This is a genomic window from Parabacteroides sp. Marseille-P3160 (assembly GCF_900162725.1).
GTDB lineage: Bacteria > Bacteroidota > Bacteroidia > Bacteroidales > Tannerellaceae > Marseille-P3160.
In genome coordinates this window covers 1,267,315-1,292,404 of record NZ_LT799418.1, presented here as the reverse complement: position 1 = coordinate 1,292,404, position 25,090 = coordinate 1,267,315, and the positions used below count along the sequence as shown (strand labels likewise).

The following is a 25,090-nucleotide window of genomic DNA, read 5'->3' as shown; positions in this document are numbered from 1 at the left end:
TTTTCTATTAAAATGCTAATTTTAGATTCACACCGAAGGTTCTGGTCATAGGATAAGAACCCGCTTCAATACCGTTAAATACATTCGTTCCGGTCATCATACCGCCTTCAGGATCAAACTGAGGCCAGTTGTCCCAAGAGAACAGGTTCGTTGCAAATAAAGAAAGGCTGCCTCCTTGAAGGAATCCTGTTTTCCGGCATAATTTATCTGATAGACTATAAGATAACCTCACCTCTTTCATCTTCAGAAACGAAGTGTTGAATGTGTGGGCTTCCCCATTGTATCTATCCAAAGCAAGAGCCTGGTAATAGGTATATATATTATCCGTGACCACATTGTTTTTCTGATAAACGCCTTCCGAGATTTCATTGACTCCGTCCACTACAATCCCATCATAACGTCCCTCCAAGGAATTCTTCAGTTTTCCCTGATATGACAGAATACCATTTGTCACTGAAAACCGGTGACCTCCCCATTGATAAGAAAAGAACATACTTAACGAAACGTTTTTATATCTGAAATCGGTGCTGAATCCTCCTTTCCATTCAGGGTTTACATTCCCCAGAAAGACATCCGGTTCTGCCGTCATTGAAGGTAACCCGGTGGTTGCATTCAGTATGACTTTCCCGGAAACATCTACTTTATTTCCATTTTCATCTGTATAAGACGAACCCTCCGGAGCTCTTTTAAGTCCGAATCCGTAAAGTTTGTGCATTTCCTCTCCCACATAGGAATAAACATGAAGCCTTCCCCCGATGGTCGTTCCCATATCCGTTTCCAAAGGGATGGAAGGATCCCAGCCGTCTTGCAGGCTAACAAGCTTATTTATATTTTTCGACCAGTTTACGTTTACATTCCAGGTAATATCCCTTGTCTTTACTGGAGTTGCCGATAAAGCGATCTCAATTCCTTTGTTATTAATTTCTCCTGCATTGATCTTCATGGAAGAAGCCCCTACGATCGGATCGATATCTACCGACACGATCTGGTTGGTTGCCGAAGCATTATATAAAGCCACATCCAGCCCTAATCTATTATTAAGAAATCTTGTATCCAAACCTAATTCCCAACTCTCTACATTTTCAGGTTTTATCAAGGGATTAGGTATGTCATTAGGCAATGTATGTCCTCCGCTGATGGAAGAAGTCGAGTAATATTGATCCAGGGAATAAGGATCCGTATCACTTCCCACATTTGCCCATGATAGACGTAGTTTTGCAAAGTTCACCGCAGGAAGATTCGATTGGAAATCTAATAATTCGTTAAGTAAGACACTTCCCGCGACCGAAGGATAAAAATAGCTCCAATTACCTCTTGACAACGTACTGGACCAGTCATTCCGCCCGGTGACATCAAGAAAGTATGTATTATCCCATCCGAGAGACCAGAATCCATAAAGACTGTTTATCACTTTTTCACTTCTGTAATTGGTCGGTATCGGATTCACCCCTGTAGGAACATTGGATGTGTTGTAAACGCCATCGATATCCAACTCATTCAGTTGTATTTTGTTTGTATTATATTTATAGGTCATATTATTCCCTCCAAATGCAACGGTGGATGATAACCGATTGTCTACAAAGTCTTTTTGGTACTTTAGTAAAAAGTCGGAATTAAATTCGTAATTAACAAGCGTTTGCTCTCTGTAGAAACCATTTTCCCAACCGAATGTCATTTTGGGTTTACGCTGGGTTCTGAATTCTACCCCCATATCCATACCGGTTTTTATATCCAAAGTAAGCCCTTTGGTTACCGGAGATAAATCAATCGAAAATCCCGCATTTCCGAACACGCGATCCTTATCCGTACTGTTTAATTCTTCATACAAAACACGGTATGGGTTATATGAACCCGTTCCGGCAAACACCAAGCTATTTCCGTTTTCAGAGATCGTCGCATTCCGGTTCGTAGCATTGAATCGTCCTCCGAAATACTCGCTCTTCCAATCATTCATGGAGTTTGAGTTGTATCCCCACATAAGGTCATACATAACGGTTGTCTGATGATAACCTGCCATCGGCATATTTTCACTGTCCGTCTTATAATAATTGATCTTCGTATTAAACTTTATATATTTGTTCACAGGCGCTTCCAATGCAAAAGACAACGATTGCTTGGTGAAACCCGTATTAGGTAAAATCCATTCATTCCTTGTATCATTTATTGAGAAACGGACGTTCGTTCCCTGGCCATTGCTTCCGGAAATTGAAATGCCGTTATTGTAAGTAACCCCCGTTCTGAAAACTCCTGTAAACCAATCATCCTGATAAACAAAAGGAGTGCGCTTAATTTCACCGGTTTCCCAGTTCTTTCCGGCATATTGGTAACGAAGCTTATTCGGATCGAACTTTTCTCCCCAGGCATACCTTGATAGATTCCGGGGAGGATAATCATTTGATCCTACAATATCCGGATTTAATGTCCAGAAGTTGTATTCATTAAGCCCCATATCGGCTCCAGAACCATATTCCGTCTGAAAATCGGGCCAATATCCCGCTTTCTCAAGTACAACAGAGGAATTAACCGTGACGCCAACGCCCTTGTTTTTACGTCCCGATTTAGTCGTGATCAGTATAACGCCATTGGCTGCACGTGATCCGTACAAAGCCGTCGCGGCCGGGCCTTTCAATACGCTCACCGTTTCGATATCGTCCGGATTGATATCGCTTGCCCCGTTACCATAGTCTACCGGAAAATCCGAGCCTGAATTTGTATAGCTACTACTTGAAGAAGTTGCTGTTGTTCCTGATCTTACCGGAATTCCATCCACAACAAAAAGCGCTTCATTCTTTCCATAATTAAGCGACTTATCGCCTCTCAGCGTTACACGTAAAGAATTTATAGGTCCGGTACTCGCCCCATTCATCGTAATACCAGCCACTTTCCCCGCCATTCCGTTAAGCCAGTTGTTCGATACGGATTGGGTGAGATCATCGTTATCAAGTTTGCTTACCGAATACCCGAGAGACTTTTCCTGGCGTGTCAACCCCAATGCGGTGACCACAACTTCTTCCAGAAGCACCGGGTCTTCTTTCATTATAACATTTATTTCGGATTTGGGCCCTACGGGAATTTCCTGGTCAAGATATTGTAAAAACTGAAAAACCAATACCGGCTTTTCTCCCGAGACCTCAATGCTATACCGACCGTCAAGATCGGAAATAGCTCTTAAGGAAGTCCCTTTTACAGAAATATTCGTTCCTGTCAACGGCGTTTTCCCGTCTGCCTCAAAAACGGTACCTCTTACCACTTTGGTTTGTGCCATAATATGTAGCGTTGAGCCCAAGAATAACCCTACAATAAGCAATGCCTTAAAAGCTGTTTTTAATCTCATTTTAATTAACTGTTATTTATAAACTTATTTCATTGAATAATTAAATGCTTTCGGTCGTTCCATCGTTTCAGAATATGTATTCCCGAAGCGATCCTTTACTATGATTTTAAGAGTAGAAGTCGCACTGGAAGCTTTGGTTAAAAACATATGCGCGGTTTCTGACGTAATAAACGAGCTTGTCGGCTCGGCTCCTACGTTCAAGCGCTTAGCCTCATAGGATATGATATGAAGGGGATCCGGTTTAGAGACCCGTTCAACAAGAAGCTCCTTATCTCCTTCTTTCACTTCAATAGACCACCCGGGCCCATATCCCCATACATTAATAAGAACTTCATTGCCTTTATTCGGAGCGGAATAATCTCCTGCATATTTTGCCAATGCCTCCTCGGTAGAATTCGGGGCATATTCCTTACTCGTAATATGTATAGTATTCAAGTCATAGGTTCTGAACTGATAATCCTTTTCACTACCGATGCTTTTATAATACCATTTAACCTCTTTCCCGTCGATTTCCCAGATTCCATAGCCGCCGGGAGTTCCATCTTTACAAATCTGGTTTCCGGAATAACCGCTTTTACCGGTCCACCACCATGTGGCGCAAACAGCGCCTATATTCTGTTCTACCACATTCCCCGATTCTATGCTATAATTTATATGGATATGCCCGCTCATGACATAGATTTTTGAAAAATCCTTCACCGCTTCCAAAAACTGCTTCCCGTTATTTAAGGAGAGAGCAGAACTTTGTTCATTGCCAACCAGTATGGGATTACTGAAGAGCGGCGCATGCATCGCGATGATAACGGGAGTATTTTTATCCTTGACGGTTGCCAGGTCTTTCTTCAGCCATTCCATTTGGACCGAAGTAATGATATCATTATAGTTCCGTTGGCCTATAACAGCCAAAGCGCCTCCGGAATTAATGTATTCTATATTATCCAGGACAACATAATGTATCTCTCCTAAATTGAAGGAATAATAAGTCGGTCCGATAATGTCCCTGTAAGCCTTTTCCGCCTCGACATCTCCTTGAATATACGGATCATTATCATGATTTCCCATCACATGGAACATGGAACATTTTATCCTGTCCATTTCGCGGATATATTCATTAAGGGCAAAATTGTTCGAATACCAATAATTATCCCAAGTCATATCGCCAAGGGGAATTCCATAAACTTTTACTCCCGCATCGGAATATTTACTAATGGTAGCATTCACATCCGGAATAAAGCCGCTGTTGAACTGTAACAAATCATCGTTTCTGTTCGCCAGATGCCAATCTGCAGCAACAATCAAAATATGCTTTTTATTATTTACGGGAATAAGGCCGAAATCTTTACGTTCCGTCGAAGAACCTCCAACCAGCTTTTGGTAAAATAAGGGCAAATTCCCATTTGTATTTACTTCATAGTTCCCGGGAATAGAGATGAAGACATATCCGTTCTTTTTAGCCGACGGAAGATAGTAAATCCCTTTCTCATTTGTAATTGTTACTTCATATCCATCCGAAACGACCACCCCGGGTATGCCTTTTCCGTCATTATGGACGATTCCTTTTATGGTCATCCCCTCTAAATCGGGAATTTCGGTTTGAATGGTAATGTTTATCCTGGTCGATCCCAGCCGGAAATTTTCCTTATTCCGAACAAGAATCAGGTTATAAGTTCCGGAAACAATCTCATCAGGCAAAATAAAAGATCCCGAGTTATCCGATATGGAATCTATATCTGCAATAGAAAGTTTACCGGCATCACTAACCGATTCTAATATTATCTTATCATCTGTTTTAAATCCTTTAGCCGAAATAGTAATCCTTCCATTAGCCGGAGTATTTATTTCGGAAAGGATGGAAACCTCTTTAACAAAAGGTTCTGTTATATTCTCTGGTCCTTCTTTTGAACTGCAACTCAATAAAACAAGAGAAGAAAACAGAAGTATATTTAATAATTTTGATCTGAAAAATGTAAACTTAGCCTTCATTTTGCCCTTTTTAAAAACAAAGACAAAATAAAAGACTTTATGTTAAGGAAATGTTACTCTAAAATTACATTGTGATTAATAATAAAAATTTATACTGAATTATTAAATAAAGTTCTATTTTACAAATATTTACAATACAGGAAACGCGTTTTCGCGATAAAACAGGACGAAAAACGCCGGTTTAACTGCTAAAAGCCTGTTTAAATTTTGCTCGTTAAAGGCTTCCTATCTCTCCCTCTAAAATCTATTGGAGAAATTCCTGCTTTTCGCTTAAAAAACTTGCCAAAGGAAGATTGATCTGAAAAATTAAGCAAAGAAGCTATTTCTTGTATTGATAATCTGGAATGCATCAATAGGCTGCGGGCATCACTATACAGCATTTCAAAAATAAAATCAGTGACGGTTTGACCTGTTATACGTTTTACAATCAATGTTAAATAGTGTGGAGTGATATTTAGCAGGGAAGAATAAAAATCAACCTTATGTTCTTTCCTATAATTAGAAACCAGTAATTCAATGAAAGATTTGATAATATTCTCATAATGGGATAAATTCGCATCGTTATAAGAATCATTTGATTTATGTTCTATGATATTGCTTAAATCAAGGTAAAAAGCAAACAGATTATTCAGTATCATATACTTATGGAAGTAATGATCCTCATTGTCAATTGCTTTATCTACCGCTTTTATTCTTTCATTCAATAAGAAAGTATCAGGATCGTTAAGTTCCAGAACCGGATGATTATATAATCTGGCTCCATATTTTATTCGCCTGTATATCATATCCGTAGCATCCATCTCTTCCATAAAGTCCTTACTCACCAGCAAACACCTACATTGAAAATCGGGGCTGCAATCCTTGAAATGAAATAAATGGGATACAGTTAAAAGTATAATTATTTCAGCCTGAATCGAATAGTTTTTATAATTGATATTTACAATACCTGTTCCGGATAAAACCAATATTGCAACAAAGGCATTCAAATATGCCGGATGTAAGAATAGTGAATCAATAGCATTATTATCCAGGACTATGCATGTAATTTCATCCCTCACATTGCCGATTGTAGTATTATTGGAGAATATTTCTCTAATATTTTTTATGTAAACTTTGTCTGCCATTTTATTATTTATATTACTCTTCGGCAAAAGTACAAAACATTCAAATTAAACCAATTTTGTGTATTTTAGAATTCTATCCTGAAAGGTAGATTTCACGACCTTTGCACCTGCATTTCAAGGATGCGTTAAAGTATCAATATACAAATGAGAATAATAAAGAATATTATGGTTATCACCTCCTTGGTGGTTAGCCCGATTATGTCATGGGGGCAAAGTCCGCAAGTTAGAAAAATGAATATTGAAAATATGTTCGATATGGCAGAATCGAATAGCCGCAACATACATGTTTCCGATATGGCAGAAAAAGAAGCGGAGCAAGCGGTCAAAGTAGCCCGGAATGCAAAACTGCCGGCCATAGACGCCTCATTATCAGGAAGCTTTTTAGGAAATGGATGGATTGCAGATCGTGACTTCTCAAACGGACAGAAAGCGGCAATACCACATTGGGGAAATAATTTTGCACTGGAAGCTTCGCAGGTTATCTATGCTGGAGGTGCAATATCAAGTAGTATAGAAATAGCCAAATTGCAATATCAGTCGGCCCGGTTGGATAAAGAAAAGAACAGACAGGATGTCCGATTCTTATTGGTCGGTAATTATCTGGAAATGTATAAGCTTTATAACCAAAAGGAAGTGTATCTGAAGAATATTGAGCAGACTGAGAAATTATTATCCGACATCAAAGCCAAACAAGCCGAAGGTTTAGCCCTGAAAAATGACATTACACGTTATGAGTTAGAATTAAAGTCATTAGAATTGGCATTGACTCAAGTGGAAAATAGTATAATTATTATCAACAATCAACTTGTAACAATATTACATCTGCCTCCGGAAACAATCATAGAAATAGATACAAGCTTGTTGGATAACCTACCGGCAGCGCAGAACAATTCAGACTGGCAGGATATTGCGGAAAACAGTTTACCGTCATTGCAGCAGGCCAAAATCGGGATAGAGCAATCGAAAAAGAGTGAAACATTGGTAAAATCCGAACGCCTGCCATCTGTAGCCTTGTTTGCCGCAAACCACTTTGACGGGCCTATTATAATAGAAGTGCCTCCAATCAATAAAAACATGAACTACTGGTATATGGGCGTGTCAATAAAATTCAACCTCGCTTCTATTTATAAATCGGACAAAAAAGAGAAATTGGCTAAACTGTCAACTCAAAAAGCGATTGAAAGTGAATTATTACTCAAAGAGAACATACAGACAGATGTTAAAGCAGCTCATATCCGTTTTATAGAGTCATTCACCATATATGATACACAAATGAAAAGCCTTGAACTGGCAACACAGAATTACAATACCGTAAACAACCGCTATCTGAATGATTTGGCCTTGATAACTGATATGTTGGATGCCAGTAATTCGAAGCTAAGTGCAGAATTGCAAGTTGCCAATGCAAGGATCAATATATTATTCAATTATTACAGATTGAAAAAAGCTGCCGGAGATTTATAAAACAAAACACGATTAATCATTAAAGAAATGAAACATCAAACGAAAAAGCTGATTTATAACATAGTTGTAGGAACATTGATAACTGCAGGAATCATTTGGGTATGCATGCGGTTTGTCCATTTAGGTAATGTGGAATATACCGATAATGCACAGGTCAAACAGTTGATTGTACCCGCGAATTCCCGTGTACAAGGATTTATTTCACATATATATTTTCACGAATATCAGCAAGTAAAAAAAGGGGATACTCTGGTTATAGTCGAAGATACGGAGTTCAGATTCCGGTTGGCACAGGCAGAAGCCGATTATCAGAATGCTTTATCGGGAAATCGAGCGATGGTTACAACGGTTTCCACTACACAAAATAATATTATAGTCTCGGATGCTGCAATAAGAGAAGCAAAAGTTCGCTTGGACAATGCCGAGCGTGAACACAACCGTTACAAGAATTTGTTGGATCAGGACGCTGTTACCAAACAGCAATATGATGGCGTTAAAACCAATTATGAAGCTTCAAAAGCGCGTTATGATTTACTGCTCCACCAAAAGCAATCTACAGCACTTGTCAAGCAAGAACAAACACAACGATTAGGGCAGACCGATGCCGGAATAAAATTAGCAGAAGCAGCCTTAGAATTAGCCAGGCTTAATCTGTCTTATACAGTCATTGTAGCTCCTTGCGATGGAACTACCGGACGAAAAAATGTACAGGAAGGGCAACTTATCCAACCGGGACAAACAGTCGTAGATATTGTAGATGAAAACGACAAATGGATAATAGCTAATTACAAGGAAACGCAAGCAGTTAATATCAAAGAAGGACAGTCTGTTGATATTGAAGCGGATGCTATTTCCAATGTTGTGTTTAAAGGAACTGTAAAAACCATATCCAGAGCAACAGGATCAAGTTTTTCGCTTATTCCGCAAGATAACTCGGCTGGTAATTTTGTGAAGATAGAACAAAGAATTCCTGTACATATTGAGCTCTCTAAAGAAAACAACAGTGAAGACTTGAAACGTTTGCATACAGGAATGAATGTAGAGTGTACGGTAAATTATTAAGTTATGCACGGAACAGCTTCTTTCTCTATCCCTTCGATCCGTGATTTTGTGCCGGAAAAACTGAAGCCCTGGATAATTGTCTTATTTGTCATCATTTTTCAACTATCTTCCGGTGGAGTATATCTGGCTGCTGCCAGCGAGATGGTAGGGTCCCTGTCATTGATGCAGGAAGATATCATGATGGCAGGTTATGCTTCGATGGTCGGCATGGCTCTGACTTTTACGATCATGTTCAGGCTGAAGTTCAGGTTTTGCTCCAGAACTTCTTTGATTACATGTGGTGTAGTTTTAATTGTAAGTAACCTGATATCTATGCATACACATAGTGTGCCCCTACTGGTTGCCGTATCTTTTATTGCAGGTATATTTCGAATGTGGGCGACATTTGAATGCAATTCAACCATCCAGTTATGGCTTACCCCTAAACGCGATTTATCTGTTTTCTTTTGTTTCATCTATTTGTTGGTACAGGGCTGTATTCAGTTGTCGGGATTGGTTACAATATATATGTCTTTCCTTGCCAAATGGGAATATATGCACTGGCTGGTTATCGCTTTGCTTGGGTTGGTGATACTGTTGACCCATATATTATTCCGCAACTACCGTTCTATGAGAAAAATTCCTCTTTATGGAATCGATTGGCTGGGAGCTTTACTTTGGGGATCAACTATTATGTGCGTCATTTTCGTGTGTAATTATGGAGACCATTATGATTGGTTCCAATCCGCATATATAAGAATGGCGACAGTAGCAGCTATTATTATGCTAATCCTCAATATATGGCGTGCCGGCTTTATCCGTCATCCGTATATCGATAACCAAACATGGACATTCAAGGAAGTATATATGACATTAATCTTATATATTATGATTAATTTCTTGTTAGCTCCTTCTCATTTGTTGGAACACATTTATGCAGAATCCATACTTGGTTATGATTCACTGAATACAATTTCACTTAATTGGATTGTATTATTTGGGATTGTTGCCGCATGTCTGTTTACATACAATACATTTGCACTTCGCAAATGGAGTTATAAAAACATGACGGTGATAGGCTTCTCTGCAATCATCCTATCCTTAATGATATTCTATTTTACGGTCGATTACAACCAAAGTAAATCATCTCTGATATTACCAATCTTTTTGCGGAGTTTCGGCTATATCATTATTGGCATTTGTTTCCTTACGGTACTGTCCCGCGTTCCGTTCCAGAATTTCGTTCAAGCGCTTTCCATTCAGGCCTTTTTCAGTGCGGGTATTAGTGGTGTTTTAGGAACGGCTGTATTGACACGTATCTTTAAAATACTGGTAAAAAAGAATAGCATGCTATTAAGTTCTGAATTGGATAATGTGGATACCGTTGCCACATCTTTGCCAAATAACGAATTATACGGGATTGTGCAAATGCAATCCTTCATGGTTTCCATGAAAGAAATATACGGTTGGTTAATCATATTGGGTTTAGCTTGTTTGCTTGTGTTTATGATAAAAGAAAGTTCAATCAATGCTAAATCTGCCATACATCCTCCTTACCGGACCATACGCAGGTTTATAAAGCACCAGTTGAGAATGTATAAAAAAGGAGAAGAGTTAATATAGCTAACGTATGGATTTCTATTGTACCTTCATTTTAGGATTGAAAGCGATCAAACACCCTGAAGGAAACGAGAGCAAGTCCACGCTATGCAAATATAGCATGAGTTTGCTGCGGGCATAGTTGTAAACAATTCCAAGGATCTTAATGCTTTAGATTTGTAACAAATCACTTCAATTGTTGCATTCGCGGTTTACAAGCTGGTTTACAAGCTCAGTTACTGTAAAAAAAGGACTTGTAAATAGAATCATTTTACCAGCATAATCAGATACTATGTCAAATTTACAAACCTGACTGGAAGGTATAATTAGAGACTCTCTAACTTTGTCCCATCCACATAGAGCTCGATATAACCCATATCCACCAGAATGAATACGATCTGAACAAACAACTGATGAATGTCTTTGACCTATAACTTAAATAGAACCAATTTATATCAATAAAAAAAGAGTATCCAAAACTTTTTGGATACCCTCGGATAAGCGATGACTTTTAGGACGGCTCCGCCCAAGCGAATATTTCAGCTATTCTTCAATTGTAAACCGAATTACCTGACCTTTTTTTCTGTCAATTCCATAATATACATAAGGTATCCTTGATTTATCTACCGCAATTCCTTGTCCTGTGATCGGTACCATAACTGTTTTTTCCCAAATTAATACCGATCCCATTTGAGGAAGCCGGATTTGATAAAATTCTTGGAGATCGTGTCCTGTTATATACATATAATCATCCTTAACCCAGAATCCTCCCGAGCAACTCATATTTCCAAACTTCTCTATTAGATCAGTCGGAAATATCCATGATTGAAGTTGCTTCCATTTATCGGAAAATTGAACTAAGATCGTCCATGTATTCGGAAAAGGATATCCTTCTTTATTATAGTTGGCAAATACGGCCCACCATGAATTATCCTTGTAATCGAGCCAGGTAAGTGAACCGTAAGCAATGCCGAAACTATGTGTCCCTATATGTTCCAATGTTTCCGGATCAAAAATTTCGACAGAGCTAACCATCGGCAAGGCCGGATAGTTTGAATGTACGCAATAAAGTTTACCATCGATAACAATCCCCGAATTAAGATGTTTTAACCCGAATTGTTCACCGCTCCAGTCTGCAACCTTCTTCCCCGAAGATTTTGCATGTTTTGTTATTGTAAAGTTATTGATAACATAAAAATGATCGGAATCGACAGCAACTCCTTGCTGTGCTTTCTCAACCGGTATTATCTCCATATTTTTAAACTGCGCATCGATTTGCGCAGTTGCAAATAGCAAAAGGATGATGCCCTTGTAAATCCTGTTTATATTCATAATTATTCCGTTTTATTGTTTTTCCCACCAACACTTAATCGTGCTAACATCTGCTCCTCCCAAGCTTTCGATCGCCTGCTGCAAACCGGAAGGGTTGAGAGATTGCAAATAAGTCGGATACATTAAACGTGAAGGAAATTTGTTTTCAACAGGAATACCTTTGCCCCGCGGCAATACAGGATATCCGGTCCTTCTTTTTTCAAACCACGACTGCATGTCTACAAAATAGTAAGCATAATACTTTTGAGTGATAATTTGTTCGAACTGCTGTTCAAAATTACCCCCTTCGTTAAAACGGATATCCTCTTGCATCAGATACGAATCATCTATCGCTACCCCCCATTGAGTCATCGAAGCCTTGATTCCTTTATCATAATGATCCTTCGGAGCAGACCCGGTTTTAAACCCTCTTAAGGCTAATTCGGCTTTGATAAATTCTAATTCAGCATAAGTCATGATTATGCCCAATATAGGGGTAGTTTTCAGATTATCATTATAACTCGAATTTTTGTCTGTAACATAGACTACGTCCGATTCGTATCCGCTTTCTATGCCACTATATACTTCTTTTCCGTCTACTTTCACCGTAGTAGCCCAAACCTTCAAACGCGGATCATTGTGTTGGATCATCGGGTTTATAAAATAAGTAGTATAATAATCGCCCTGCCTCCAATCAAGTGTGCGTGCATTATAATAAGGATTGTAGTAGGGATAAGCACCTGTATATTTTAATATTGCCTCATCCGAGTTGGATTCGAACAGTGGATATTTTACCGGATCTGCCAGTATCGCCTCAATTTGGCTTTTTACATTCAGTTCTCCGTCCCGATGCATAATACGCAGTAATAATCTCAATCGCAAAGAATTCATCAATTTTTGCCATTTGATCATTGCGGCTTCATCGGTACCGTAGATCAAGTCGCCGCCTAATACCAACCCACTTTTAGTATCCACTAACGAGTTGGCTAATTCCAATTGATCTAACAATTCTATATAAATATCTTTTTGTTGATCAAACTTTGGCGTAATAATACCTTCCCGGGCTTTTCCTGCCTCAGAAAACGGAACCGGCCCGAAAACATCCGTAAGAATGGAAAATGCCCAGGCTTTCAAGGTGAGGGCAATCGCCTGATAATTCGGTTGTGATGTTTTAGATATATTTTCTATATCATTCAGGTCTGTCAGGCGGTTATACACATTGTCCCAGATGGTGGCTCCTGTCTTAGGAAGAATTTCATAACGATGAAGACCTCCGCTCGCACTTTCGCGAGGCGCCGTAACCTGCATTAATTCATGCGTAATCTGCTTCGATGTTGAAATCGTCGAATTTACCAACTGGTATTCTGCCTGGCCTAACAGACTCCCCTGATTAACTTCAGAGGGTCTGATCGGATCTTTGTTTATCTCTTCAAAGTCGTTTGTACAAGAGGAAAGCAAGCACAAGACGAGGAAATAGAAGGAAAAGCGTATTCTTATGAGTCGTTGCATTGTATTCATCTGTGGATCTTTTATTATTTTATGAAACCTTATTCTCATTTTTATTAGAAATTACAAGTAATATTTATTCCCATATTCCGTGTGGAGGGATATTGTCCCAGTTCCACTCCTTGTACCAAAGTACCGTTGTCTAAGTTTCCTCCTTCGGGATCAAAGGCCGGGAAGTTGGTAAAGTTGTATAAATCTCTTCCGTATATTGCAAATGTTGCATTTTTGATCACGGAGTTTTTGAGTAAGTCCTTCGGCAGTTTATACTCTAAACGCACCTCTCTAATTTTCAAAAAAGAAGCATCGAAAATATTAGTTTCAGCATTCGCTCTTGCATAATATTGTTCGTAGTAAGGACGGGCCTCGACTCTCTTTGTATTAGGCACATAGGTACCGTCCTCTAACTTCACAACTCCTACACCGACGATGCCTTCTTCGCGTCCCGGGAGAGTTACTTTGGTATTTCCGAATTCATTATTTTTGTGATTCGTCAAAGAGTAAATCTTACCACCTTTCTGGCCGTCTAATTGGAAAGAGAACTTAAATCCTTTATATTCAAATGCATTCACCATACCTGCTTTCCAATCAGGAAATACATTACCCCATTTTTTAGCAACAGGATCTAACAATGACGGAATTCCTTCCGAAGAAAAGACGATTTGTCCGTCAGGAGACCTTTCGAAACCTTTACCATAAATATCTCCCATCCGGCCGCCGACTCGCGCCTCAATGGTTACGTCATCCCGATTGGCAAACATAATCTGGCTCTCTACGCCCGGAGCCAACTCTCGTACATAACTACGATTTGTCGACCAAGTTAAAGTAGTTTCCCATTTAAAAACTCCGACCAGAGGTTTTAAGGTTAGGCTTGCTTCCAAACCTCTGCTATTAATCAATCCGGCGTTGATCATCTTACTGGAATATCCGGATGTAGGGTCGACAGGTGTTGCTATAATTTGGTTCTTGCTGTCATTATTATAAACAGCGACATCCACCATTACACGACTTTTAAGAAAACGCGCATCAACCCCGATCTCATAACTTGTTGTTATTTCAGGTTTAAGATCAGCATTAAATAAGACGGTCGGATTTGTTAATCCATTACCATAAATGCTATTATAATATTGGTTTGTCTGATACGGATCCGTATCATTTCCAACTTGCGCCCATGACAATCTCATCTTAAGATAATCGATCTTTTTCATTTTGAATATATCGCTCAAGATCCAGCTTGTATTTATTGAAGGATAAAAAAACGAATTGTTGTTTTTGGGCAGTGTACTCGACCAATCATTCCGGCCCGTCACATCAACAAATATCTGATTCTTATAGGATATTTGCGCCATTCCATACAAACTGTTTATTGCTTTTTCGCTTCTTTGCGGATCGGCGACAGCCGGGTCAAGACTATTTGATATTTGATAAATACCCGGCTGGTTCAATTGGTCGGCGTACATACCATTGAAGTCATAGGTTTGCTTCATGATGTTACCTCCCAAAGATCCCCCGTAATTCCAATTCTCATTTCCATTTTTATACGACAAAAGAAAATCGTAATTGCCTTCAAATAAGAAAACATCTTGTGTACGATACATCCCACGGGGATATTTAGTCATGCTGAAAGGCCGTTGTTGGGACCGTTTTTCGTATGACATATCCACTGCCCCTTTAACTGTCAGATCAAGCTGTTCATTGAATTTATAGTTCGTGGCGATATTACCAAAAGCGCCGTTCTTAGTCAATTTATTCAATGCTTCATACATAACCAGATACGGATTGTCAGGACCTTGATAAAACGGGCGCTTCTGCTGAATGTTCTCCAGCCCATTTTCCCAATAATTCCGAAGCCATTTAGGGTTAACATTCGTAGTCGTCCCTATGATGAGATAATACATAAGCGTCTGATTATTATATCCGGCTGTCGGCAAGTTATCGCTGGTCTTGTTCACATAGTTTATATTGGTAGATACGGTTAATTTGTCTGACATTTTATGGGAAGCGACCAAAGAGACATTGTATCTTTCAAAGCCGGTATTTTCAATGATCCAATCGTTTTTTAAATAGTTTAGAGATGCGCGCATACTGCTTTTATCATTCCCGTTTACGATAGAAATATTATGCCCCATGTTGCGTCCCAACCTGAAATAGCCGCTATAGGCATTCTTGTAGGGTTTCCATAGCGTTCTCTGGGATGGAATCCCATCCGAAGAGTTCGGATCATATTGGTAATACATTTGTCCGGCATATTTAGGTCCCCATGAGCGTCCCCCACCGGCACTTGTACTTGTGTTCGGGCCATCCTCACTGTCACCGTACGAGTAGTATTCCTGGGTACGCCCTTCCCCGTATTCAAATTGATAATCAGGCCATCGGTTTACCTGATCGAGGCTTGCATCCAAACTATATGTAATATTTAAACCTTTTGCCTTATCTCCCTTCTTCGTCGTTATTATTAAAGCGCCTGCAGCGGCTCTGCTACCATATAACGCAGTAGCGGCCGGACCTTTCAGGACACTAATGCTTTCAATATCTTCCGGATTTATATCGGAAGCATGCGAACCATAATCAACCGGATTATCGGCAGAGAGGTGAGAGCTGAATCCCGTACTGACAATCCTGGAACTGATAGGAATCCCGTCAACTACAATAAGAGCTTGGTTACTATTCATATTTAATGAGTTTTCTCCTCTAAGTGTTATACGTGATGAGCCCATAGCACCTGAACCAACGCCTGTAATATTTAATCCTGCAACTTTTCCGCTTAATGCATTTGCCCAGTTGTTTGTCTTAGAATTTGTCACATCCTCTCCATTCAGGGTCGTCGTTGCATAGCCTAATGATTTTTCCGCTCTTTTGATACCTAAGGCTGTTACGACGACTTCATCCAATTGAAAGCCACCCGATTCTTTGAGCGCCACATTCAATCGGATTGTTTTATTGGGAGTAATTTCAAGATTTTTAAATAGTCTTGTTTCATAAGATAAAAAACTAACCTGAACATTCACCAACCCTTTAGGAACCTGGGATAAGGTAAATTTACCATCAATATCAGTCATCGCACCGATTGTCGTTTCCGATATAGCGACAGAGGCTCCGGCTATAGGTTGTCCTTCTTCGTCAACAACAGTTCCGGATATAGCACCTTTCCCTTCGTTTGATTCTACAGGTTTCGCAACGTCCTTCGCCGTAATTACATAAGAGCCGTTTGCTAATTTCTTATAAGAAAAAGGAGTTCCTTTCAATGAAATGTTTAGTATTTCATCTACCTCTTTGCTTTTAAAATCAAAGGAGGAGACTGAATAGCCCTCTAAACTGTTCATATCAAAGGCAATCGTTTTTTTCGAATCGGAGGCTATCCGGGAAATCCGTTTTACTAACTTTTCAGAAGGATAACTGCCATTTATCCTTTGTGCGCAAAGATCCGTGGAATTTGCCCAAAAGAAGAAAAAGAGGAATAATATTCCCACATTTACTTTAAGAAGTGTTTTAATTTTTTCCATTTTGTGTCCTAAAAATTGAGTTTTTAATTCTTTCTTTATTCATTTATAATTAGGGTATTATCTTTTATCCGGTAATTGATCCCATAAAGAGTATTTAGGATTTCCATTACATCCTCCAAGCTGGCATCCGCCCTGAACGATGCTGTAAAGCGGACATCCTCAAGGACATCTTGTGCGATCTGTATTTGTATGTCAAATTGTTGTTGCAAACGAAGTTTTAACTCATTGATACCGGCATCATACAACACAAGCCTATTGTCCATCCAGCCTACAGCATTTTGCCAATCAATTTTGCCGCTTGTAAATTGTTCCGTGCTTTTATTTATAATAATCTGCCGGTTCACAGTTAGCTGTTCAAGCATTTTTTCTTCCGCAGTAACATCCACAATACCCGTTCGGACACTGATAACAATATCCTCCAGCATGCTATATGCTTTAATGTTGAAAGAGGTACCTCTTACTGTGGTTGCAATATCTCCGCTATGAACGATAAATGGCTTCTTATCATTCTTAGCCACCTCAAAGAATGCTTCACCTTCCTCGAGAGTTACTTCTCTTTCCTTTTTATTAAACTCATCAGAATAATAAGAGAGGCGGGTATTATTATTCAGGTAAATCGTTGTTCCGTCGGGAAGAATCACCTTTTTCATCTCGGTCTCTCCGGTTTGAAGCAGTATCGTCTTGGCTTGAAGCAGCTCTGTGCCTTCGCTCTTCAGAAAAGGAAGCTTGTTAAAAATAAAATAGGATGTCACAATTACGGCTACAAGTAACGCGGCCACGGCGGCATATTTTCTAAAGGACGAAACAGTAGTAGCCCAGATCGGTTTGGGAGGGACAGACGTACGTCTTTCCGTTTCTTTTTCCGGATCCTCTAAACCCAACCGAAGAAGAATCTGCTTCCTGATTCGTTCATCACTTTCATTCAATTGTTTTTCTGTCAGGCTATTTTCCCGCTCTGCCCGCCGGTCTATCACCTTCAGCTGTTCCTCTACAATTTCTTTTTCCCGCTCTTTCAGCTTACCGTCAAAATAACGTTTCAGAACCCCTGTAACCCAATTGAGAGAGTGCAAGAGTTTTTTATGTTCCTTATCCATGTTTATCTGTTTCTTCTGCTTCATAACGCATCGTTAATCTTTTAAATAACCTCAAAGAGACTTTAGCCCCTTTATATACTAATCGTAGATTTTTCAGAAGAAAGGGGCAACGAAAATGTTACATTTTTGTTCCGAATCTGTTACGCCAAATGAGTGGAGGATGCGTCGAAAGGAAATCCTGTAAAAAAATCATAACTATGACTGTGTTCGTTTATAGTTATCAATTTTATCAGGGAAGATGATTTACTTAACAATAAAGAAACAAGACTTAAACACTACTGTAATACGCTTGATGTATTTTTGTCTCGGATTATAATTCGAACAATGAATAATGAAGTAGTGTCTGATCAGGAATTGCTTGAAGCAATAGCTCGTAAAGATGCGAATGCTTTTAACTACCTGTATCGCAAATACAATAAATCATTACTGAGTAAAGCCCGTTTCCGCATTCAAGATACTGAACTGGCGGAAGGGATTATGCAGGATTTTTGGATTGAGGTATGGATACAACCTTCAAAGATCAAATGCAATGCTGACGGTGATGCAAAAGGATTCCTTTCCAACTATTTATTATTCCGTGTGCTTGATTTCTACCGCAAGGAAAGTATGAATGTGATTGCTTTGGCAAAACATGAAACATTGGACAGTGTTGAGAATAAATTTTCTTATACGCATGTATCGGAAGAATACGATATAAAAGAACTGGGGTCCGTAATTGATAGCATATTGAAAGATCTTCCTGATAAGATGGGAGAAATCTTTATGATGCTCCATCGGGATGGTTATACCATCAAAGAAACAGCAAAAATACTGAATCTGAACGAAAGGACGGTCAAATACAAATCGAAACAAGCCATTGCCTCTTTAAAAAAAATGATAAAGGAGGAAGGCATAGATGCCACGTCCTTCAAAGTTATCAGAGACATTTCTTCTTCCGCTATATACATTGTATTTATTGTCGATAAGCTGATTTAATCATACCACCCCAGGCTGCAACCGCAGTAACGATAAACCCTACGACTTTCCGCATAAAAAAAAGCAGCTACTGTTTTAGTAACTGCTTAATTCTGTGAGCCGAAAGCCGGACTCGAACCGGCGACCTATTCATTACGAATGAATTGCTCTACCAACTGAGCCATTTCGGCCTTTGTTTTTCGAGGGGCAAAGGTAGCAACTCTATTTCACATCTGAAAGAAGTTTGTCTAAAAAATCATCCAAATCTTCATCCAAGTTTTTCAATAAGGGATCATCCAGGCGTAAAAGTTCATCGTCAAGGAACAAGAGTTCTTCCAAAATAGTGAAATCTTCATCTACCAGGCTGACGGAAAATGGTTTCAAAACACAAGGATGTTCAAATAGTCCTTTTGAAGAAAGATTGGCTAAAGCGACTTTAATGGCTGCAATCGCTTCGTTATTGAAGGCCTCCTCATCTTCAAAGGAAGCGTTTAACCAATCGAAAACAACGATTTTTTCCAATAGGAGATTATCGTCGCCATAGATTTGCAATTCTCCGGTTTCGAAATCGAGCTGTACATACAAATCACTGACGACATTCGCAACCCCGTCCTTCCCTAACTTTTCTATCGCCAGGGAAAAGACCGACTCAATGACTGATTGTACCTTTGCATTATTCATTTTTCTCTTTTTTTATATCTTTTCAAATAACTGCCAAATGTAGTAAATATTTTATTACCGGCAGGGGATTAATCCCTTAATTGAAGATTAAGCTTTTTATCCGCCTCGACCCTGATCCTCATTCTCTCCGCATAGGCCTTCTGATAGAGGGCGTATTGGTTTTCTTCACCCGCCTCGCTACCCAACAGCCCGGTCGCCTCTTCCGCCCACTTCAAAGCCTCCTCCAAATTCCCTTGAAGCTCCCGGCAAACAGCGATATTGGCGGCAGCCTTGGCTTTGCGAACCGCATCGGAAGTCTTCTCAAACAGATCCGCCCAGATACCGGCCGCTTTATCCAATTTGCCATCCTTGGCATAGGCATACGCCTCCTTCCAACGGGAATTCGCTTCCTTATAATACCAACGGGTCTCGCTTTCCCAGAAAGGCACGAAATGGACATACGACTTTTCACCTTCATAACGGCCAGCCGCACGTAAACATTCTTCGGTAGGCGGAAGAACTATTTCCATCTCTTCCTTGCTAAGGGCTGCTTCTTCCCATCTCAAGCTGTCTCCCAGCAAGATAGTTCCCCATATTTTCTCTTGCCCGGGCAGATAAATCCTTAGTATGCCGGCAAGGTCTACGTCGACTGCTCCTTCCAAGTATCCGGACCCGACCGCCCGGATCGTCCGTTTCGTTTTGAATAAAAGACGGTCCAGCGAAACGACGGCATCCACCCCATTGGCTTCGCAAAGTTCTTCCACCCTTTCCGGTGGCAGCCTTTCGTCCGAAAGATAGGATTTATCCTGCCTGTAAATACCGTCATAAAGCAATACATCCTCGTAATAAGGAGATGCCACAATCGTTTCCCCCAACGTACGGCAGAGATCGAAAGCCGCACTGTCGGCGCTTGCCTTCGCCGTATCCTGCACCATTCCCAACAGTTTATACTCATAGCCGGAGGTGGAAGGCTGCGGATTCGCATTATTGACGATGAGCAGCTTCTTCACCGTCGAAGGGAACGTCAGGGTTGCCGGATTGAATGTATCAATCGAAAAATAAGAAGTAGAGGCACAGGAAGTCAACAACCCGAGTAAGAACAGACAGATCCACTTTTTCATATTTTCCCTTTTTTTATTCAAACAACCCGCATGGCGGAATGGTTTACTTTTTACGTAATGCAATGATACTCTCTTCGATCGACTTGATTTTGCTTTCGGCATCCGCCTGTTTTTTGCGTTCGTTCTCAATGACGGAGGCGGGGGCTTTGCCGACAAAATTCTCATTTCCCAACTTCTTCAAGACTGACTTCAAAAAGCCCTCCTGGTATTTTAATTCCTCTTTCAGCTTTGCTAATTCCTCTTCCACATTGATCAGATTCCCCATCGGAACAGCGTATTCGGTCGTCCGGACAAGAAACGGGATCGCTCCCTCCGATTTTTCCTTTACGGTGCGGATCGCAGAAAGGTTACACATCTTTTCTATGACCGGATTGAAATGGCTGTCATGCTCGCCGATGACTTCCAAATCGAGGGCTTCCTTGTTGGGGATATTCTTCTGCAAACGCAAGGTGCGTACCCCGCTGACAATCTCCTTTACGATCTCGAAAGAGCCGAGATATGCCGTATCGACGGCCTGCGCTTCCGCCATCGCCGAGATCATGATGCTTTCTCCCTTTTGGCGGGGTTCCAGCAACTGCCAGAGTTCTTCCGTAATAAAAGGCATAAAAGGATGCAACAAGCGCAGAAGATCGTCGAAAAACCCGAGGGTCGCCCGGTAAGTCGTCCGGTCGATCGGCTGTTCGTATCCCGGCTTCACCATCTCCAGGTACCAGGAAGAGAATTCATCCCAAAACAATTTATAGATATCCATCAAGGCCTCGCTCAGGCGGTATTTGTCGAAGGAATCGTTGACCTCCTCGATCGTCCGGCTGATCCGTTGCTTAAACCAGCGGATGGCCACGGCGGAAGCTTCCGGCTGTGCGATCGTTTCGTCGACCGTCCACCCCTTGATCAGGCGGAAAGCGTTCCATACCTTATTATTGAAATTACGTCCTTGTTCGCAAAGGCTTTCGTCAAAAGGAAGATCGTTTCCGGCAGGCGCCGTCAACATAAGCCCCATCCGCACGCCGTCCGCACCGTATTGTTCGATCAGCGCCAAAGGATCCGGCGAATTACCGAGGGATTTGGACATCTTCCGCCCCAGCTTGTCGCGGACTATTCCGGTAAAATAGACATTCTTAAAAGGTTTTTCCTTTTTATATTCATATCCCGCCATGATCATTCTTGCCACCCAGAAGAAGATAATATCCGGGCCCGTCACCAGATCATTCGTCGGGTAATAATACCGGATCTCCTCATTTTCCGGTTCCAAGATCCCGTTGAAAAGGGAAATAGGCCACAGCCAGGAAGAGAACCAGGTATCGAGGCAATCTTCATCCTGCCGGAGATCGGCCGCCGTCAGCTCCGGATGGCCTGTCTTTTCCTTTGCAAGCGTCAACGCTTTTTCTTCCGTTTCGGCAACGACAAAGCCGCCTTCCGGCAGGAAGTAGGCCGGAATCCGGTGCCCCCACCATAATTGGCGGCTGATGCACCAGTCCTTCACATTCTCCATCCAGTAGCGATAGGTATTCTTAAACTTCGCCGGATAAAACCGGATATCATCCTCCATCACCGCCTTGAGAGCCGGTTTGGCCAATTCTTCCATTTTCAGGAACCATTGCATGGACAGCTTCGGTTCGATCACCACGTTCGTACGCTCGGAGTATCCCACCTTGTTATTATAGGCCTCCTCCTTCTCCAACAGCCCGGCGGCAGCCAAGTCCTTGGCAATCTGCGTCCGCACCTCAAAACGATCCTGCCCTATGTACAAGCCGCCGGCTTCGCTGATCGTCCCGTTGTCATTAAAGATATCGATGACCGGCAAGTTATATTTTTCGCCCAGCATATAGTCGTTGACGTCATGCGCCGGCGTAACCTTCAGGCAGCCGGTTCCGAAGTCGATATCCACGTATTCATCCCGGATAACCGGTACGGCGCGATTGACCAAGGGGACAATCACCTTCTTCCCTGTCAGATAAGTATACCTCGGATCGTTCGGATTTACACAAACGGCCGTATCCCCCAGGATTGTCTCCGGACGAGTAGTCGCTACCACAATATACCCGTCTTCGCCTTCAATCCGGTAACGCAGGTAGTATAACTTGCTGTGTTCCTCCTTATAAATGACTTCTTCGTCCGAAAGAGCCGTCAGTGCCTTCGGATCCCAGTTGACCATGCGCACGCCCCGGTAGATCAACCCTTTGTCATACAGATCGACAAAAACGCGGATCACGCTCTCCGAACGGATCTCATCCATCGTAAACGCAGTGCGATCCCAGTCGCACGACGCCCCCAGCTTGCGCAACTGCCGCAGGATAATACCTCCGTGCTCTTCCTTCCATTCCCAGGCATATTTCAGGAAATCCTCCCGTGAAAGATCCGTTTTCTTTATCCCCCGGGCGGCCAGGCGGCCCACCACCTTGGCTTCGGTAGCGATAGAAGCATGATCCGTACCCGGCACCCAGCAAGCGTTCTTGCCCAACATCCGCGCACGTCGCACCAGGATGTCCTGAATGGTATTATTAAGCATATGTCCCATGTGAAGCACTCCGGTAACATTCGGCGGAGGGATAACGATTGTATACGGTTCACGTCCGTCCGGCTTGGAGGAGAAATAACCGTTCTCCACCCAATATCGGTACCATTTTTCTTCTACATTCGAAGGATCATACTTGCTTGCAATTTCCATAATTCTATTTTTCTACAACTTTTTATTATCATCCGCGCGGCTCCCGGGAACCGGGTTTCGCTTTTTCCGTTGCAAAAATAGGAAAAATAGCGACTATAATCCCTGCTTTCCAGCGATTAAGTTCAGCCGGCCGGATGCAGGAACTCCAATCCGCCGTTTTCCACCTGCTTTCCACCGTTTTTTAAGCATTGTTTCAAATACGGAATACTTGTAGTCTCATATAAATCCGCTACATTTGTCTCTCTTTTAAGGAATAAATATATGAGAAGGATTGTTTTAAGTTTACTGGCCACTTTTATCGTTCTCGCCGGGCAAGCGCAAATCTTGACTCCGGTCAAATGGACAATTAAGCTGATTGATTCGGAGACACTTGATAAAGAGATTGTTTTTACCGCCAATGCCAATAAAGGCTGGCATATCTATGATATGAACCTGCCGGAAGGGGGCCCGATTTCCACTAGCTTTACATTCGAGACCCTGCGTGGAGCGGAACTCGTCGGGAAGCCGACGCCTTCAGTCAAGCCGGTGACCGTACATGACGAAATGTTCAACATGGATCTCCGCTGGTTTCCCGGCTCGGTCTCTTTCTCCCAGAAACTGAAAGTAACCGACCCGAAGAAATTCAAAATCTCCGGGGAAGTCGAATATATGGCTTGCAACGACGAAACCTGCCTGCCCCCGGAAAGGGAAAGTTTTACTTTCGACCGGAAACACATTACCCGGACGAAGGCGATAGCCGCCCTCCTGCCCGCGGAAGGAGAGGTAACGGCAGGCGAACCGGCCGATACGGCCACCATTTCGGGAGAGACGGATTCCACCCAGGCAATAGCCGGTGAAAAGGATTCTTCGGCGGAAGGCACGGAATACACCTCCGCCAACATCACCGGAGAACTGACGAATCAGGTTTCCTTATGGGATCCGGTCGTCGACGAGTTGAAGGCATTCGGGGACACTTCGCTGAACGCAAGCGGCATGGCCTGGCTCTATATCTTCCTGGCCGGCTTTGCCGGCGGCTTGCTCGCTTTGCTGACGCCCTGCGTATGGCCGATGATCCCTATGACGGTCAGCTTCTTCCTGAAACGAAACAAACAAAGACGGAAAGCGATCCAAAGCGCTTTGGCCTATGGGTTGTCCATCATCGTAATCTACCTGATCCTCGGACTGCTTATCACGGGTATATTCGGAGCATCGGCATTGAACGACTTGTCGACCAACGCCATCTTCAACATACTGTTTTTCCTGTTGTTAGTGCTGTTCGCCGTCTCGTTTTTCGGCGCCTTCGAACTGGTATTGCCTTCTTCATGGACGAATAAACTGGACAGCAAGGCCGACTCGACCACCGGCATTATCAGCATCTTCTTCATGGCATTCACGCTGGTTCTGGTGTCTTTCTCCTGCACCGGCCCGATTATCGGGACATTGTTGGTAGAGGCCGCCTCCCAAGGGTCGGTCACCGGCCCGGCTATCGGGATGTTCGGGTTTGCCCTGGCGCTCTCCATTCCATTCAGCCTCTTCGCCATCTTCCCCACCTGGTTGCAGAGCATGCCTAAGTCGGGAGGCTGGCTCAATTCGGTCAAAGTGACGCTGGGCTTCCTCGAACTGGCGCTGGCATTGAAATTCTTATCGGTGGCCGACCTGGCCTACGGTTGGCGCATTTTGGACCGCGAGGTCTTCCTGGTGCTGTGGATCGTTATTTTCGCTTTGCTCGGGATCTACCTGCTTGGAAAGCTG

At 41.9% G+C, this 25,090-nt stretch carries 15 protein-coding genes and 1 tRNA gene; 5 read left to right on the top strand and 11 right to left on the bottom strand.

Translation table 11 applies throughout. The annotated features are described in order from the left end of the window. Nucleotides 1-7 precede the first annotated feature (7 nt). The 3 genes from BQ8014_RS05185 to BQ8014_RS05175 form a co-directional block, all read right to left on the bottom strand. Nucleotides 8-3,334 (bottom strand): SusC/RagA family TonB-linked outer membrane protein, encoded by a 3,327-nt coding sequence (locus tag BQ8014_RS05185; RefSeq protein ID WP_080903436.1) that lies wholly within the window; start codon nt 3,332-3,334, stop codon nt 8-10. A 24-nt stretch (nt 3,335-3,358) separates the two neighbouring features. Then, nucleotides 3,359-5,317, bottom strand: a complete 1,959-nt coding sequence (locus tag BQ8014_RS05180; RefSeq protein ID WP_080903435.1) for a calcineurin-like phosphoesterase C-terminal domain-containing protein — start codon at nt 5,315-5,317, stop codon at nt 3,359-3,361. Nucleotides 5,318-5,517: 200 nt separating this feature from the next. Next, a complete protein-coding gene (locus BQ8014_RS05175; protein ID WP_080903434.1) occupies nt 5,518-6,441 on the bottom strand; it encodes a helix-turn-helix domain-containing protein in 924 nt (307 codons plus the stop codon). A 144-nt stretch (nt 6,442-6,585) separates the two neighbouring features. On the opposite strand from BQ8014_RS05175, the gene BQ8014_RS05170 reads away from it, so the two are divergent. From BQ8014_RS05170 to BQ8014_RS05160, 3 genes are read left to right on the top strand one after another with little or no spacing between them, the layout of a single operon-like run. Beyond that, nucleotides 6,586-7,905, top strand: a complete 1,320-nt coding sequence (locus tag BQ8014_RS05170) for a TolC family protein (protein ID WP_080903433.1) — start codon at nt 6,586-6,588, stop codon at nt 7,903-7,905. A 27-nt stretch (nt 7,906-7,932) separates the two neighbouring features. Then, nucleotides 7,933-8,967 (top strand): HlyD family secretion protein, encoded by a 1,035-nt coding sequence (locus BQ8014_RS05165; protein WP_080903432.1) that lies wholly within the window; start codon nt 7,933-7,935, stop codon nt 8,965-8,967. A 3-nt stretch (nt 8,968-8,970) separates the two neighbouring features. Further along, a complete protein-coding gene (locus tag BQ8014_RS05160) occupies nt 8,971-10,569 on the top strand; it encodes an efflux MFS transporter permease (protein WP_080903431.1) in 1,599 nt (532 codons plus the stop codon). A gap of 519 nt (nt 10,570-11,088) precedes the next feature. Here the strand turns inward: BQ8014_RS05160 and BQ8014_RS05155 are convergent. Genes BQ8014_RS05155 through BQ8014_RS05140 form a run of 4 tightly spaced genes read right to left on the bottom strand, consistent with a single transcriptional unit; the run spans nt 11,089 to nt 17,980 of the window. After that, nucleotides 11,089-11,877 carry a hypothetical protein gene (locus BQ8014_RS05155; protein WP_080903430.1) on the bottom strand — a complete coding sequence of 263 codons (789 nt, stop codon included), beginning with the start codon at nt 11,875-11,877 and terminating at the stop codon, nt 11,089-11,091. Between the two features lie 12 nt (nt 11,878-11,889). Further along, a complete protein-coding gene (locus BQ8014_RS05150; protein ID WP_200814353.1) occupies nt 11,890-13,374 on the bottom strand; it encodes a SusD/RagB family nutrient-binding outer membrane lipoprotein in 1,485 nt (494 codons plus the stop codon). Nucleotides 13,375-13,418: 44 nt separating this feature from the next. Continuing rightward, nucleotides 13,419-16,862 (bottom strand): SusC/RagA family TonB-linked outer membrane protein, encoded by a 3,444-nt coding sequence (locus BQ8014_RS05145; protein WP_200814352.1) that lies wholly within the window; start codon nt 16,860-16,862, stop codon nt 13,419-13,421. Nucleotides 16,863-16,897: 35 nt separating this feature from the next. Next, nucleotides 16,898-17,980: a FecR family protein gene (locus BQ8014_RS05140; protein ID WP_080903429.1), complete on the bottom strand. Its 1,083-nt coding sequence runs from the start codon at nt 17,978-17,980 to the stop codon at nt 16,898-16,900. 300 nt (nt 17,981-18,280) lie between these two features. Between BQ8014_RS05140 and BQ8014_RS05135 the strand changes: the two genes are divergently transcribed. After that, the gene (locus tag BQ8014_RS05135) at nt 18,281-18,931 is read left to right on the top strand and encodes an RNA polymerase sigma factor (protein WP_080903428.1); all 651 of its coding nucleotides are present in this window, start codon (nt 18,281-18,283) and stop codon (nt 18,929-18,931) included. A 97-nt stretch (nt 18,932-19,028) separates the two neighbouring features. Here BQ8014_RS05135 and BQ8014_RS05130 read toward each other — a convergent pair. From BQ8014_RS05130 to BQ8014_RS05115, 4 genes are all read right to left on the bottom strand, one after another. Then, nucleotides 19,029-19,101, bottom strand: a tRNA-Thr gene (locus tag BQ8014_RS05130). Between the two features lie 31 nt (nt 19,102-19,132). Next, nucleotides 19,133-19,591, bottom strand: a complete 459-nt coding sequence (locus BQ8014_RS05125) for a hypothetical protein (protein ID WP_080903427.1) — start codon at nt 19,589-19,591, stop codon at nt 19,133-19,135. A 68-nt stretch (nt 19,592-19,659) separates the two neighbouring features. Further along, nucleotides 19,660-20,691, bottom strand: coding sequence for a DUF6340 family protein (locus BQ8014_RS05120; protein WP_139785083.1), 1,032 nt, complete (start codon nt 20,689-20,691; stop codon nt 19,660-19,662). 43 nt (nt 20,692-20,734) lie between these two features. Beyond that, the gene (locus tag BQ8014_RS05115) at nt 20,735-23,359 is read right to left on the bottom strand and encodes a valine--tRNA ligase (RefSeq protein WP_080903425.1); all 2,625 of its coding nucleotides are present in this window, start codon (nt 23,357-23,359) and stop codon (nt 20,735-20,737) included. A gap of 261 nt (nt 23,360-23,620) precedes the next feature. Between BQ8014_RS05115 and BQ8014_RS05110 the strand changes: the two genes are divergently transcribed. Then, nucleotides 23,621-25,090: protein-disulfide reductase DsbD family protein (locus BQ8014_RS05110; protein WP_080903424.1), on the top strand; the 1,470-nt coding region annotated here is incomplete at its 3' end.

Coding starts and splice junctions, on each gene's coding strand:
- BQ8014_RS05185 (WP_080903436.1), bottom strand. CDS start 3,334: ATGAGATTAAAAACAGCTTTTAAGGCATTGCTTATTGTAGGGTTATTC.
- BQ8014_RS05180 (WP_080903435.1), bottom strand. CDS start 5,317: ATGAAGGCTAAGTTTACATTTTTCAGATCAAAATTATTAAATATACTT.
- BQ8014_RS05175 (WP_080903434.1), bottom strand. CDS start 6,441: ATGGCAGACAAAGTTTACATAAAAAATATTAGAGAAATATTCTCCAAT.
- BQ8014_RS05170 (WP_080903433.1), top strand. CDS start 6,586: ATGAGAATAATAAAGAATATTATGGTTATCACCTCCTTGGTGGTTAGC.
- BQ8014_RS05165 (WP_080903432.1), top strand. CDS start 7,933: ATGAAACATCAAACGAAAAAGCTGATTTATAACATAGTTGTAGGAACA.
- BQ8014_RS05160 (WP_080903431.1), top strand. CDS start 8,971: ATGCACGGAACAGCTTCTTTCTCTATCCCTTCGATCCGTGATTTTGTG.
- BQ8014_RS05155 (WP_080903430.1), bottom strand. CDS start 11,877: ATGAATATAAACAGGATTTACAAGGGCATCATCCTTTTGCTATTTGCA.
- BQ8014_RS05150 (WP_200814353.1), bottom strand. CDS start 13,374: ATGAATACAATGCAACGACTCATAAGAATACGCTTTTCCTTCTATTTC.
- BQ8014_RS05145 (WP_200814352.1), bottom strand. CDS start 16,862: ATGGAAAAAATTAAAACACTTCTTAAAGTAAATGTGGGAATATTATTC.
- BQ8014_RS05140 (WP_080903429.1), bottom strand. CDS start 17,980: ATGAAGCAGAAGAAACAGATAAACATGGATAAGGAACATAAAAAACTC.
- BQ8014_RS05135 (WP_080903428.1), top strand. CDS start 18,281: ATGAATAATGAAGTAGTGTCTGATCAGGAATTGCTTGAAGCAATAGCT.
- BQ8014_RS05125 (WP_080903427.1), bottom strand. CDS start 19,591: ATGAATAATGCAAAGGTACAATCAGTCATTGAGTCGGTCTTTTCCCTG.
- BQ8014_RS05120 (WP_139785083.1), bottom strand. CDS start 20,691: ATGAAAAAGTGGATCTGTCTGTTCTTACTCGGGTTGTTGACTTCCTGT.
- BQ8014_RS05115 (WP_080903425.1), bottom strand. CDS start 23,359: ATGGAAATTGCAAGCAAGTATGATCCTTCGAATGTAGAAGAAAAATGG.